The following is a 13,338-nucleotide window of genomic DNA, read 5'->3' on the forward strand; positions in this document are numbered from 1 at the left end:
CTGTCGCCCGGCCCGGTCCCCTCCCCCGTCCGGCGGAGGCGGGAAAGGAGTTGACGTGCCGTCCGCTGCCCGGTTCGCTGCGGTGGTGACCGAACTTCGCATCGCCCGTGTCGATCCCGCCGACCCGTCGGCGGCCGCGCTCCTCGCCGACTGGCGGATGATCCACAACGCGATCATTCCCACGGCTCCGCTCCGCGCCGACCAGGTCCGCGAGCGGGCTGCGCGCAACACCCTCGACGTGGCCTACGCGGACGGCGCCGCCGTCGGCTGCTCCACCGTCCGGCCGCCGGACGAGGAGACGCCCGCGGCGACCGTCATCTCCCGCGTCCTGCCCGGCCACCGGCGCCGCGGCTTCGGCACGGCGCTGTACGAGGCGGGTCTGGCGCACGCCCGGACGCTCGGCGGCGAGGGCGTGGAGACCGTGGTCCTGGCGAGCAACGAGGAGGGCCTGCGGTTCGCGCTGGCCCGCGGCTTCGTGGAGACCGAGCGGTACGTCCTGCCGGGCGACACCGTGCCGTTCGTGACGCTGCGTCTGACCTGAGCGTGCCGCTGCGGCTGACCTGAGCGGAAACTCGCTGGACGGCGGCCGGGGCGTGCGCGATCATCGGCGCGTGACCGACAGAATCGAGTACACCTCCGCCCGATGAGCGCCCGGACCGAGCGCGAAGCGCTCTCCTCCCGGCCCTCGCTGTACGCCTACGTCCTCGGCCGGCTCGGCGCCGACGCCGGCCCGGTCGGCCGCCGAGCGGTGGGCGGCTGCCCGCCACCGGAGGCGGATCCGCCGCCCGAAGGGCCCCGGTTGCGCGGCAGGAAGGCCGCCGCGGCCGTACGCACGGCCCTCGGCCCGCTCCTCGCGGGTCCCGACACACCGGCCGCGGCCGCCCTGCTCCAGCGCCGCCTCACCGAACTGCCCCTCGTCACGGGCTCCTTGGTCGGAGCCGTCCTGTCCCTGCCGCTCGACGACGAGGCCGCGGCCCGTGCGCACGGGCGCCGCCTGGTCCGCACGGGCACCACGATCCGTGAGGTGAGCGTGGGCCTGGCGCTGCTGCGGCGGCTCGGTGAGCCCGAGGACGTGCCGTATCTGAGGACGATCTCCCACCTGGACGGCCTGTCCTCCCTCGCCGTGGCGGCGCTGGAGCCGCTGGATCCGCAGGTCGCGGCCCTGTGCTGGCTGGACGACCGGATCAAGCGGCCCGAGCTGCGGCCGCTCGTGGACGCGCTCCTGTCCGGCTCGGCGCGGGAGGCGGGAAGGCTGCTCGTCGCGCGGCCGCTGGACGCCCGCACGCTCGGGCCCTCGGCGGCGCGGCGGATCGCCGAGGCCGCCGGCCTCGCCGGGCTGCTGCGCCGCGACCGGGTCGATCCCCGGCTGCTCGCGCAGGCGGGCCGGCTGCTGGTGCGGATGGCGAGCCCGCGCGACTACCGGACGGAGATCCTCGCCTACGGCGAGGCGGTGGAGGTCTGCGAGGCCTTCGTGCGGCGCGCCGCCGCGCTGCCGCCGGGCGTCGACCACGCGGCCGTCGTCCTTTCGCTCGCCGCCGATCTGCACAGCGGGCCGGCGCATCTGCTGCCGTGGCACCAGGGACAGCGCGAGCAGCTCCTCGACGCGCTCGGCGCGCTGCTCGCCTCGCCCGCGTGGCAGGAGGCCCTCGCGGAGCCCGGCCCGGACGCCGCGCCGGCCGTGCGGCGCCGGGCGGCATGGCTGCGCCACACCTCCGGGCTCGTCTTCGGCGCGCCCGCGCCGCCGGGCCGGCTGCGGATCGAGGTGCTCGCCCGCGATCCCGCCGAGGAGAACCACGTCGAGACCCGTTTCCTCGTCGACGGGCGGCCGCTCGTGCCGGAGGTGTTCGGCCGGGGCTCGGGCGACGCGCCGGAGGGGCTGCTCCACGAGGGCCGGCTGGTCGCGACGGAGGAGCCGCGTGAGGTCCGGCTCGCGGAGGCGTGGTGCAGCGAGGGCTGCTGCGGCGCGCTGCGGGTGACCGTCGTCCGCGAGGGCGGCGAGGTGGTGTGGCGGGACTGGCGGCACCCGGCCCGGCTGCCGTCCGGCGAGCCCGCGCCCGAGCTGCCGGAGTACCGCTTCGACGCGGCCGCCTACGACGCGGAGCTCGCCCGGGCGACCGCCGACATCGGCTGGTCGTCGCGGGCCCGGACGACGGGACGGCTGATCGCCGAGGGCCTGCGCGAGCGGCCGGCTCTGCTGGCCCGCTGGGACTGCCGGCTCGCGCACGCGGGCGCGGACGGCCGCACCGCGGACACCACGGAGGTGTGGTTCGACTACCGGCCGGGGACCTTCGAGGGCGAACCGGCCGAGGACGGGCCGTGGCTGCAGTTCGTCTGGCGCCTGCCGGACGACGGCAGCGCGCCGGCCGATCGGGCGGCGGGCGCCCTGCGCCGTCTCGCCGAGGAGGACCCGAGAGCGTACGCCGAGTGCCGCTGGGGCCGCCGCTAGGTCGTTTCTTTCGGATCAGGCCGGATCAGCGAGCGGCGTCCGGTGTCGTGCATCGCAAGGCGGAGGAGGGAAGCGATGCGGTGGGGGCACCGCCCAGCGGTAGCTGGGGGACATCGGCGACCGACGACAACGCGGCGAGGTGCGGCACCGGGCGTCGAGAGCCCGGCAAGATCCGGAAGAGTCAGCCTAGGGCGGGCGGTTCCGATCGGGCCGGCAGCGGCACGGCGCCGCCCGCGGACGCTGCCTGACAGGTCGTCAGATCGGGGCGGTCCCGGCTCTGGGAACCTCGCGGTCCCGGCGCTACCCTCCGCGCATGATTCCGACCGTGGTATGGGGAACCGGAAATGTCGGGCGCGCGGCCATCCGGGCCGTCGACGCCCATCCGGCGCTCGCGCTCTCGGCCGTCCTCGTCGCGGATCCCGCCAAGGTCGGGCGCGACGCGGGCGAGCTCGCGGGGCTCGGGCGCCACCTGGGCGTGGCGGCGCGCTCGGACGTGGAGGCGGTGCTGGCCGAGGGCCCGCGCGCCGTCGTCTACGCGGCCTCCGGCGACCTGCGCCCGGACGACGCGCTGGCGGACGTGGTACGGGCGGTGCGGGCGGGTGCGGTGGTGGTGACGCCCTCGCTGTATCCGCTGTACGACCAGCGGGGCGCGCCGCCGGAGTTCCGTGAGCCGGTGCTCGCGGCGGTGAAGGAGGGCGGCGGCTCGCTGTTCGCCTCGGGCGTCGATCCCGGCTGGGGCAACGACGTGCTGCCGCTCCTGGTGAGCGGGCTCGGCAGCACCGTCGAGGCCATCCGCTGCCAGGAGATCTTCGACTACTCGACGTACGAGCAGGAGGACTCGGTCCGCTACCTGGTCGGCATGGGGCAGCCCATGGACTACGAGCCGCCGATGCTGCTGCCGTCGGTGCCGACCATGGTCTGGGGCGGCCAGCTGCGGCTGATGGCCCGGGCGCTCGGCGTCGAGCTCGAGGAGATCCGCGAGACGCTGGACCGCCGGCCGCTGGCGGCGACGGTGCGGACCCGCACGATGGGCGAGTTCGCGGCCGGCACGCAGGGCGCGGTCCGCTTCGAGGTGCAGGGAATCGTCGACGGCGAGCCGCGGCTCGTGATCGAGCACGTGACCCGGATCCACCCGGACTGCGCCCCGGACTGGCCGGTGCCGCCGGACGGCTCGGGCGCGCACCGGGTGATCGTGGAGGGCCGGCCGCGGATCGAGGTCACCGTCGAGGCGTCGGACGAGGGCGAGAACCGGTCGGCGGGCGGGAACGCGACCGCCGTGGGCCGGCTGGTGGGCGCCGTCGACTGGCTCGTGGCGGCGGAGCCGGGGCTGTACGACGCGCTGGACGTGCCGTTGCGTCCGGCGGTGGGGAAGCTGGGAAGGAGAGCGCGGTGATCATCGACATTCCCGAGGGCCAGGAGCCGATCGGGTACGTGTGGGGCGACATGGTGCCCGGGATCGGGATGGCGGCGGCGAACTTCTCGCTGTCCGTGTACTCCCACACGACCCTCGGGCTGCGCGAGTTCGAGGCGGCCCGGCTGCGGATCGCCCAGATCAACGGGTGCCGGTTCTGTCTGGACTGGCGCACGGACCGGGACGGCGAGAAGGTCGAGGAGGAGTTCGCGGACGCGGTCCTGGAGTGGCGGACGACGGACGTCTTCGACGAGCGGACCCGGCTGGCCGCGGAGTACGCCGAGCGGTACGCGCTGGACCACCACCACCTGGACGAGGAGTTCTGGGCGCGGATGACGGCGGCGTACAGCCAGGTGGAGATCGTGGAGCTGACGATGAGTCTGGGCTCGTGGCTGGCGTTCGGGCGGCTGAACCGGGTGCTCGGGCTCGACACGGTGTGCGTGCTGCCCACGCACTGAGCGGCCGGGGCGCGCAGCGGGGCCGGCCGGGAGGATCCCGGCCGGCCCCGTTCGCCGTGTGTGCCGTCACAGGTCGGTGGCGATGATCTTCTCGATGTTGCGTTCGGCGAGCGCCGTGATGGTGACGAACGGGTTGACCGTCGTGCTGCCGGGGATGAGCGCGCCGTCGATGACGTAGAGCCCGGCGTAGCCGTGCAGCCGGCCGTAGTTGTCGGTGGCCTGGCCGAGGACGGCGCCGCCGAGCGGGTGGTACGTGAGGTGGTCGCCCCAGATCTTGTAGGAGCCGAACAGGTCCGTGCGGTAGATCGTGCCCTCCTTGGCGTTGATCTTGTCGAAGATGGTCTTCGCCGCGTCGATGGAGGTCTGCTTCCAGGCCCGGTCCCAGCCGAGGTCGACCCGTCCGGTGGCCGGGTTCCAGCTGAACGCGGCGCGGTGCGGTGTCCTGGTGATGGAGAGGTAGAAGGACGCGTAGGTCTCGATGCCGGTGGGCAGCGGCGCGACCTCGGCGAAGGCGCCGCCCGCGTCCCAGTTGTCGATGCCGGCGGTGGGCATGGCGGACTGGAGCTTGCCGGTGGGGTCCCACATGTGGTTGGCGCGGCCGCACATGACGTTGCCGTTGTCGCCCCAGCCCTTGCCGACCCGGTCGTTGAGGGCGGGCAGGGCGCCGGTGGCCTTCAGGCGGGTGAGGAGCTTGCTGGTGCCGACGCTGCCGGCGGCGAAGAACACCCGGTCGGCGGTGACGCACTTGGTCTCGACGGTGGTGCCGGTGGTGTCGAGCCGCTCGACGGTGACGGTGTAGCCGCCGCCCGGGGCGGGTGTGACCGTGGTGACCTTGTGGAGCGGTGAGACGGACACCCGGCCGGTCTCGGCGGCGCGGGCGAGGTAGGTCTTCCGGAGGCTCTTCTTGCCGTGGTTGTTGCCGTAGATGACCTCGCCCTCGAGGGCGGACTTCGGCACCGTCCCGGCGGCCTCCTGCTTCATGTACTCCCAGTCGTAGACGTTGGGCACGAAGACGAAGGGGAAGCCGGAGCGTTCGGCGTGCTTGCGGCCGACCCGGGCGTACTGGTAGCAGTCGGCGCTCTCCCACCAGGAGCGGTCCACGTCGGTGACGCCGAGGCCGGCGTTGGCGCGCGGGTAGTAGGTGGCGTACATCTCGGCGGGGTCGACGGTCGGCAGGACGTACGGGAAGACCTCGCGGCGAGGGGTGACGGCCATGCCGCCGTTCACGAGGGATCCGCCGCCGACGCCGCGGCCCTGGTAGACGGTGATGCCGGCGAAGTCCTCGGCGTCGAGGATGCCGGTGTGGAGCGGCACGTCCTTGTCGAGCGGGAAGCCGAGGAAGTTGCTCAGCGGCTGCTTGGTGCGGGTACGCAGCCAGAAGGACCGGTAGTCGGGTTTGGTGGTGTTCGCGAAGATCTTTCCGTCCGGGCCGGGAGTGTCCCAGGCCATACCCATCTCGACCATGTGGACGTCGACGCCGGCCTGGGCGAGCCGGAGGGCGGCGACGGAGCCGCCGTAGCCGGTTCCGACGACGAGGGCCGGGACGCGGGCGCCGTCGGCGAGCGGCATGAGAAGGGTGCGTGGGGCGGTGGCTTCGGCGGGGCTCGCGGCGTGCGCGGCTCCGGTGTGTCCGGCGAGCGCGAGGCCGCCCAGAAGAGAACCGGTTCCAGTGACGAACCGACGGCGGGTCAGGCCGCTGGAACCCGAGGCTGAAAAGGATCTATCACTCATGTGATGTTCCTCACCCTGGGAGTGAATGGGAACTTGTTCTACTGGCGTGTTCTTGGGAAGTCACGAGAAACCGCCGAGTAACTTCCGGCCGAAAATCACCGTTCTCGATCACCGGGCGCCCGACGGCGGGCCCGGAAGGGGACCCCGCGTGCGTGCGCCCGGCGGCGGCCTGATAGATGTTCACGTCTGGTCGTCGTAGCGCCGCCGCAGGCGGACGGGAACGGCGCCGGGGGGGTTCCACGCGTACCGGGCTCGAGCGCTGCCGCGCCGCGCCCGGAGGTCTGCAGATTCGTTTCTCCTTCCGGGGTCGCTTCCTGCCCGTGCCCTGCCCGCGCGGCCGTGCGACGCGGAACGTGAGAGGGAGCGTGTGCATGGGCCGAACCGCCCGTGAGAAGGCATTCAGATGGGGTGCGGCCACCGTCGCCGCCCTGGCCGTCGCCGCGGCCGCCGTCCCGGCGTCGGCCGCGACGCCGGCGCCGTCGGACGACCCGGGAACGCGCCGGGTCGGCTCGGCACCGAAGGCGCCGCACGGCGCCGTCCGCACGGCCGATCCGGCTCCCGGTGCGAAGCTCGAGCTGAGCGTCGTCCTGGAGCCCCGTGACCCGGCCGCGCTGCAGCGGTTCGTCACCGAGGTCTCCACGCCCGGCTCGCCGCGCTACCGCCAGTACCTCGGTACGGGCGAGTTCGCGAAGGTCTTCGGCGCCGAGCAGGCCACCGTCGAGCGGGTGCGGGCCGAGCTGACCGCGAAGGGCCTGACCGTCGGCGCGCTGGAGTCCGACGGCCTCACGCTGCCGGTCACCACGACCGTCGGCGAGGCGTCCAAGGCCTTCGGCACCGAGTTCGACGGCTACAAGCTGAAGGACGGCACGACCGGTGTCCTCAACACCGCCGCCCCGGCGTTCGCCGGCCGCGTGGCGGGCGAGGTGCGCACGGTCGTGGGCCTCAACACGCTGGGCTCCTTCAAGCCGCTCAACACCGGCCCCAAGGGTCCGCACCGGGTCCAGAAGGACGGCGAGGGGTCGGGCGACGGCGCGCTGCGTCCGCGCCTGACCGGGACCACCCCGGCCATGTGCAGCAGCATCAAGAACCTGTACGCGAGCGGCGACTACCCGCAGATCGACGGCCAGGACTACTGGAGCGCCCGTACGCTGGCCGGCCAGTACAACATGGCGAACCAGCCCAACGTGCAGACCGGCGCCACCATCGCCGTGTACGCGCTGGAGAACTACAACCCGAAGGACATCGCGGCCTTCCAGGCCTGCCACGGCACCAAGGTCCCCGTCACCGCGATCCGGGTCGGCAGCGGCCCGAGCGAGCCGGTGAACGAGGACGAGGGCGTCGGCATGGAGACCGCGCTCGACGTCGAGACGATCGTCGGCCTGGCCCCGCAGTCCAAGATCCTCGTCTACCAGGGCGAGAACACCTGGAACGACGCGACGGCCACGTACAAGAAGATCGTCAGCGACAACCGGGCCAAGGTGGTCTCGGTCAGCTGGGGCCTGTGCGAGGCGAACACCCCGGCCGACGTGGTGACCGCCCAGAACCTGGTCTTCCAGCAGGCCGCGGCGCAGGGCCAGAGCGTCGTCGTCGCCTCCGGCGACAGCGGCTCGACGGGCTGCTACGTCCCGTCCGACGCCAACGGCACCCCGGCTCCCGGCGTGCCCAACCAGGACCAGCTGGTGACGGACTTCCCGTCCTCCTCGCCGTACGTCCTCGCGGTCGGCGGCACCACCATGCGCGGCTCCGTCGCCCAGCAGACCACCTGGACCGGCTCCGGCGGCGGTGTCTCCCGCCGCTTCACCGTGCCCTCCGACGGCTTCCAGGCCGGCCGCAGCGGCGCGGGCTACTCGGACCTCTGCTCGGCGGCCTCCGGCACCACCTGCCGTCAGGTTCCCGACGTCTCCGCGGTCGGCGACGGCGCCACCGGCTACCCGGTCGCCTACGGCCAGACCGGCGGCCAGGGCTGGTGGGTCATCGGCGGCACCAGCGGCGCCGCGCCCGTGTGGGCCGCGCTGCTCGGCCAGGCCAACCAGGACCTCGCCTGCCAGGCCAACGGCTCCGTCGGCTACGTGCACCCGGCGCTGTACAAGCTGCCGGCGACGGCGTTCCGTGACGTGACCACCGGTCACAACAACGAGACGCTGTCCGGCAACTACAGCGGTCTCTACCAGGCGGGCGCGGGCTACGACCTCGCCACCGGCCTCGGCACGCCGAACGGCCGCGAGATCGTCGCCGGTCTGTGCAAGGCCGTCCCGGCCTCCCCGGCCGCGACGTTCAACGCGCTGCCGCCGTCCCGCATCCTCGACACCCGGTACGCGATCGGCCGCGCCGGCACCGCTCCGGTCCCGGCCAAGGGCACGGTCAAGCTGAAGGTCACCGGCCAGGGCGGCGTGCCGGCCACCGGTGTGACCTCCGTCGTCATGAACGTGACGGCCACCGCGCCGACCACCGGCGGCTTCCTCATCGCCTACCCGACCGGTGCCACCCGCCCGGACTCGTCCAACTCCAACTGGCTGAAGGGCGAGACCGTCCCGAACCTGGTGACGGTCCCGGTCGGCAAGGACGGCTCGGTCGACCTGTACAACGCGGGCGGCGGCACCGTGCACTTCATCGCCGACATCTCGGGCTACTACTCCACCGAGGCCGGCGGCGGCACGTACATGCCGACGGGCCCGGCCCGTATCCTCGACACCCGCTCCGGCATCGGCCGCGCCGGCACCTCGCCGGTCGCCGGCAAGGGCACCGTGACCCTGACCGTCGCGGGCGCGGGCGGCGTGCCCGCCACCGGCGCCACCGCGGTGGTGCTCAACGTCACCGCGACCGCGCCGAAGTCGAACGGCCACCTCATCGCGTACCCGAGCGCCACCGCCCGGCCGACCTCGTCGAACATCAACTGGCTCACCGGCCAGACCCGTCCGAACATGGTCGTCCTGCCGATCGGCCCGGACGGCAAGGTGAACCTGTACAACGCCGGCAGCGGCACCGTGCACTTCATCGCGGACGTGTTCGGCTACTTCACCGCCGGCGGCGAGGGCTCGACCTTCCACTCGGCGGGCCCGGCCCGGCTGCTCGACACCCGTTCGGCGCTCGGCACCGGCGCGGCCGCCCCGCTCAAGGGCGGCACGAACCTGGTGCTCAGCCTGAACGACGGGCACACCCTGGCCAACGCCAAGGCGGTCGTCCTGAACGTCACCGTCACCGCGCCGACCACCGGCGGCTTCCTGACCGTGTGGCCGGACGGAACGGCGCTGCCCAACGCGTCCAACGTCAACTGGACCACCGGCCAGACCGTCGCCAACCTCGTCACCGTCCCGGTCGTCAACGGCAAGATCGACTTCCGGGCGAACACCGGAACGGTGCACGTGATCGCCGACCTGTTCGGCTACTACTCCTGATCCGCAAGGACCACGGGATCCGGGAGCACTACTCCTGATCCCGGGAGCCCTCGGGCCCCGTCCCCGCCGCGTGAGCGCCGGGGGCGGGGCCCTCGGCCTTGCGGCCCGCGGTGGAGCACAGCCCGGCCACCAGGGCGCCGGCGAGCCCGGCCCAGGCCAGCGCGCCGGGACCGGCCGCGCGCACGGCGGGCCCGGCGAGGAGCAGGCCGGCCAGGAGACCGGCGGCGAGCGCGCGCCGGTCGCGCGTGAAGGCGAGGACGCGGCGGGCCGTGCCCGGCGCGCGCCGTTCGCGCAGCGCGAGGCGGCAGACGAGCAATGCCGCCGCGACCGCCGCCGTCAGGGCCAGGATCATGCCGTCAGTGTCCCCGCGCCGGGCCGTCCGCGCGCGTCAGGCCGCCAGAAAGGCCTCGATGGCCTCGGCGAGGGCCTCCGGGGTCTCCTCGGGCGCGTAGTGGCCGGCGTCCGGGATGACCTCGAGGCGCGCGTTGGGGTACCAGCGCAGCCAGGTGGCCTCCATCGCCTCGGCGCCGAGCGCCGGGTCGTGGGCGCCGACGACGAGGAGCACGGGCGCCGGGTTGTCCCGGACCCGCTCGTGGAAGTCGGTGCGGGACCAGGAGTCGAGGTAGGCCCGGAAGGCGGTGGCCGAGGAGCGCTCGAGCGACCGCTTCACCAGGCCGGAGAGCCAGGCGTCGTCGTACCGGCCGCCGGTGGTGCTGTCGATGATGGCCCGGCGGTTGCCGGGGCTCTCGGCGGCTCCCGCGAACAGCTCCCAGGTGTCCGCATCGAGCGGGAAGCCGGCCGCGGAGACCGGCGAGATGCCGATGATCGAGCGCACCCGTTCGGGCGCGTCGAGCAGCATCAGCTGGGCGGCCTTGCCGCCCATGGAATGCCCGACGACGGAGAACGAGTCCCAGCCCAGGTCGTCGGCGACGGCGAGGGCGTCGGCCGCGACCTCCTCCATCGTGTACGCGCCGTCCGCGTCGATCGCCTCGCCGTAGCCGCGGCAGTCGAGGAAGGCGTAGCTCCCGGAGGTCTTGTCCAGGTGGTCGCGCAGCGGCGCGAAGCTGGTGCGGTCGCCGAACCAGTTGTGCAGCACCAGGGCCCGGCGTGGACCGCTGCCCTCTACGTCGTACGGAAGAACCCGGCCCGTCATCACGCCCCCTGGTCACGAGGTGGTGGGGCTGCGCGCCCGGCGCGGCAGCCGACGACCGAGTCTCGCGAGCGGTGGCGGCCGAGGTCAATGCCCCCACCGGGTGGTTCCCGCCGGGGGCGGGCCGGGGCGGGCGTCCCGCGCGGCGGCGAGGCTGGGGATGCGTGGGGCTTCCGGGCGGGAGCATCCTGACTGTGTGACCTCGCACGGCGCGGCAGGCCCCACCCCGTCGGCCGCGCCCGGGCTGCCGCCCCGGGACGCCGGTGCCGACGGGCGGTCGGCGGACGCCCTGACGGTGGTGCTCGCGGAGTCCGTCCTGCGGGCCGTCGAGGCGGCGGGCGGGTACGCGGGCGGGGTCTATCTGCGTTCGGGTACGGACGGGCTGCTGCGGCTGGCGGTGCTCGCGGGCCTGCCGGGGCCGCTGTTCCGCCCGTGGTGGCGGATGCACCTGAACCGGCCGTTCCCGGTGGCGGAGGCGCACCGGTCGGGCCAGCCGGTCCACCTGGAGGACGTCGAGGAGGCCATGCGGCTGTTTCCGCAGCTGGTGGCGAGCCTGCCGTTTCCCTTCGCCTCGTTCTACACGCCGGTCGTCGGCGGCGGCGAGCGGTACGGCGTGCTCGTGGTGCTGCGCGACCCGACGCCCGGGGTGCCGGTGGACAGCCGGGACCGGCGCGGCATGCTGCAGGAGGCGCGGCGGCTGGGCGAGACCCTGACCGGGCTCGCCGGGCACGGGACGACGGTCGAGTGGCCCGGCGAGCCGGTCTCCGTTCAGCTGCCCACCCGGCACGGGCCGCCGGTGCGGATCGGCTACTTCGACTGGGACCTCGACGCCGGGATCGTCACCGCGGACGCCGGCCTGCGCGACATCCTCGGTGAGACCACGCCGTTTCCGTGGAGCGTGTCGGCACTGACCGCCCGGCTGGTGCCGGAGGACGCCTACGCGCTGTGGGCGCTCGCCCGGCAGGCGGCGGGATCCGGCGGTCCGGCGGCGCGCCGGATCCGGCTGAAGGGCCCGGACGGCGGCCTGCACCTGCTGGAGGTGACGGCCCGCCCGCTCATGCCGGGCCGGCCGGGGAACGTGCTGACCGGTTCGCTGGTCGACCTCGGCACCGGTCTCGTCGGCTCCGATGCCACCGACCGGCTGCCGCGGGCGATCCTGGCGATCGACCGGCTCGGGCGGATCACCTATGTCAACGAGCGCACGGAGGCGCTGCTCGGCCTGTCCCGCGGCCACCTGGCGGGCCGGCCGCTGTGGGAGGCGGTGTCCTGGTTCGCGCATCCGTACCACGAGGAGCAGTTGCGCGGCGCGCTGCTGTCGGACCAGCCGATCCACTTCCTGGCGCATCCAAGCCGCGGGCAGTGGCTGTCGGTGTCGCTCTATCCGGGGCAGGACGGGGTGACGCTGGTGCTCGTGCCGGAGGACGACCCGGCGCACCGGCCGCCGGGCGGCGAGGTCGACGAGGCCGACGGGCTCGCCTCTCCGGAGGGGCGGGCCGCGGCCCTGTACCGGCCGGTGGCCCTCGCCATCGCGCTGTCCGAGGCGGTGACGGCGCGCCAGGTGTCGGCGGTGGTCACGGAGGAACTGCTGCCGGCGTTCGGCGGGCGGCAGCTGGCGATCTATCTGCTGAGCGAACGGCATCTGTACCTGGCCTGGGAGACGGGCTTCCCGCAGGGCTTCCTCGAGCCCTTCGACGGGGTGGGCCTGGACGCCCATGTACCGGGCGTGGAGACGCTGACGACGGGCCGGCCGCTGTTCTTCGAGTCGATGGACCAGCTGGGCGCGGCCTACCCGGGGCTGCCGCTGGACGCGCACACGGGCGCCCGGGCGTTCCTGCCGCTGATCGCCTCGGGGCGGCCGGTGGGCTCGTGCATCCTCGGCTTCGACGGGCCGCGCGGCTTCACCGCCGAGGAGCGGACGGTGCTGACGGCCCTCGCGGGGCTGATCGCGCAGGCGCTGGAGCGGGCGCAGCGGTACGACACGGAGTCGGCGCTCGCCCGCGGCCTGCAGGACGCGCTGCTCCCCCACCGGCTGCCGGTGTACGACGGCGTGGACACCGTGGGCCGCTATCTGCCGGGCACGCAGGGCATGGACGTGGGCGGCGACTGGTACGACGTGATCGAGACGGGGCCCGGGCGGCTGGCGCTGGTCATCGGTGACGTGCAGGGCCACGGTGTCGCGGCGGCGGCGACGATGGGCCAGCTGCGCAGCGCGGTGCGGGCGTTCGCGCTGGGCGGGCTGCGGCCGCAGGACGTGGTGCGGGGCACGAACCGGCTGCTCATCGATCTGGACCCGGGCCAGTTCGCGAGCTGCTGCTACGTGGTCCTCGACCCGGAGACGGGCATGGCGCGGGCGGCTCGGGCGGGGCATCCGCAGCCGCTGCTGCGGCGGGCGGACGGCACCACCGAGGTGGTGGAGCTGGCGGGCGGGGTGGTGCTCGGCGTGGACGACACCGCGACGTATCCGGTGACCCGGCTGCGGCTCGAACCGGGCGAGGTGCTCGCCCTGTTCACGGACGGACTGGTGGAGCGGCCGGGCACGGACATCGACGAGGGGATCGAGCAGCTGCGCCGCGCGCTCGCCGCGACCGGGACCGCGCCGCTGGCGGAGACGGCCGACCGGCTGATCCGCGAGGCCCGGCAGTCGGCTGACCGGCCGGACGACATCGCGCTGCTGCTGGCGGCGCGGTGGGGGCCGCACGGGCGCGGTTCGTGAAGGCGCCGCGCGCGGGCGATGCGAGCGGTGCGGC

At 74.2% G+C, this 13,338-nt stretch carries 9 protein-coding genes; 6 read left to right on the top strand and 3 right to left on the bottom strand.

Annotation, left to right across the window (positions count from 1 at the left end):
- The first annotated feature begins 85 nt into the window (after nucleotides 1–85).
- The 4 genes from ACIGO8_RS28570 (at nucleotide 86) to ACIGO8_RS28585 (ending at nucleotide 4,315) form a co-directional block, all read left to right on the top strand.
- The gene (locus tag ACIGO8_RS28570; RefSeq protein WP_399736617.1) at nucleotides 86–541 is read left to right on the top strand and encodes a GNAT family N-acetyltransferase; all 456 of its coding nucleotides are present in this window, start codon (nucleotides 86–88) and stop codon (nucleotides 539–541) included.
- Nucleotides 542–643: 102 nt separating this feature from the next.
- Nucleotides 644–2,446: a hypothetical protein gene (locus ACIGO8_RS28575; RefSeq protein ID WP_399736619.1), complete on the top strand. Its 1,803-nt coding sequence runs from the start codon at nucleotides 644–646 to the stop codon at nucleotides 2,444–2,446.
- A gap of 313 nt (nucleotides 2,447–2,759) precedes the next feature.
- Complete coding sequence (locus ACIGO8_RS28580; protein ID WP_399736621.1) at nucleotides 2,760–3,839, top strand: dihydrodipicolinate reductase; 1,080 nt, start codon at nucleotides 2,760–2,762, stop codon at nucleotides 3,837–3,839.
- Nucleotides 3,836–4,315, top strand: a complete 480-nt coding sequence (locus ACIGO8_RS28585) for a carboxymuconolactone decarboxylase family protein (protein ID WP_399736623.1) — start codon at nucleotides 3,836–3,838, stop codon at nucleotides 4,313–4,315. The genes ACIGO8_RS28580 and ACIGO8_RS28585 overlap by 4 nt, the downstream gene beginning before the upstream one ends.
- A 66-nt stretch (nucleotides 4,316–4,381) precedes the next feature.
- Here ACIGO8_RS28585 and ACIGO8_RS28590 read toward each other — a convergent pair whose 3' ends face one another.
- Nucleotides 4,382–6,046, bottom strand: coding sequence for a GMC oxidoreductase (locus ACIGO8_RS28590; protein WP_399736625.1), 1,665 nt, complete (start codon nucleotides 6,044–6,046; stop codon nucleotides 4,382–4,384).
- A gap of 371 nt (nucleotides 6,047–6,417) precedes the next feature.
- On the opposite strand from ACIGO8_RS28590, the gene ACIGO8_RS28595 reads away from it, so the two are divergent.
- Entirely contained in the window at nucleotides 6,418–9,441 is a 3,024-nt protein-coding gene (locus ACIGO8_RS28595) for a protease pro-enzyme activation domain-containing protein (protein ID WP_399736627.1), read from the top strand.
- Nucleotides 9,442–9,469: 28 nt separating this feature from the next.
- On the opposite strand, the gene ACIGO8_RS28600 is transcribed toward ACIGO8_RS28595, so the two are convergent.
- Both ACIGO8_RS28600 and ACIGO8_RS28605 read right to left on the bottom strand, forming a co-directional pair.
- Nucleotides 9,470–9,793 carry a hypothetical protein gene (locus ACIGO8_RS28600; RefSeq protein WP_399736629.1) on the bottom strand — a complete coding sequence of 108 codons (324 nt, stop codon included), beginning with the start codon at nucleotides 9,791–9,793 and terminating at the stop codon, nucleotides 9,470–9,472.
- A 36-nt stretch (nucleotides 9,794–9,829) separates the two neighbouring features.
- Nucleotides 9,830–10,594: an alpha/beta fold hydrolase gene (locus ACIGO8_RS28605; RefSeq protein ID WP_399736631.1), complete on the bottom strand. Its 765-nt coding sequence runs from the start codon at nucleotides 10,592–10,594 to the stop codon at nucleotides 9,830–9,832.
- Nucleotides 10,595–10,787: 193 nt separating this feature from the next.
- Here ACIGO8_RS28605 and ACIGO8_RS28610 point away from each other — a divergent pair, with 193 nt between their 5' ends.
- Nucleotides 10,788–13,304, top strand: a complete 2,517-nt coding sequence (locus tag ACIGO8_RS28610) for a SpoIIE family protein phosphatase (RefSeq protein WP_399736633.1) — start codon at nucleotides 10,788–10,790, stop codon at nucleotides 13,302–13,304.
- Nucleotides 13,305–13,338: the final 34 nt, after the last annotated feature.

This window comes from Streptomyces sp. NPDC053493 (assembly GCF_044544825.1).
Classification (GTDB): domain Bacteria; phylum Actinomycetota; class Actinomycetes; order Streptomycetales; family Streptomycetaceae; genus Streptomyces.

Bases quoted from the DNA above. Each gene is read 5' to 3' on its own strand.
- ACIGO8_RS28575 (WP_399736619.1), top strand. From the start codon at position 644: ATGAGCGCCCGGACCGAGCGCGAAGCGCTCTCCTCCCGGCCCTCGCTG.
- ACIGO8_RS28580 (WP_399736621.1), top strand. From the start codon at position 2,760: ATGATTCCGACCGTGGTATGGGGAACCGGAAATGTCGGGCGCGCGGCC.
- ACIGO8_RS28590 (WP_399736625.1), bottom strand. From the start codon at position 6,046: ATGAGTGATAGATCCTTTTCAGCCTCGGGTTCCAGCGGCCTGACCCGC.
- ACIGO8_RS28595 (WP_399736627.1), top strand. From the start codon at position 6,418: ATGGGCCGAACCGCCCGTGAGAAGGCATTCAGATGGGGTGCGGCCACC.
- ACIGO8_RS28600 (WP_399736629.1), bottom strand. From the start codon at position 9,793: ATGATCCTGGCCCTGACGGCGGCGGTCGCGGCGGCATTGCTCGTCTGC.
- ACIGO8_RS28605 (WP_399736631.1), bottom strand. From the start codon at position 10,594: ATGACGGGCCGGGTTCTTCCGTACGACGTAGAGGGCAGCGGTCCACGC.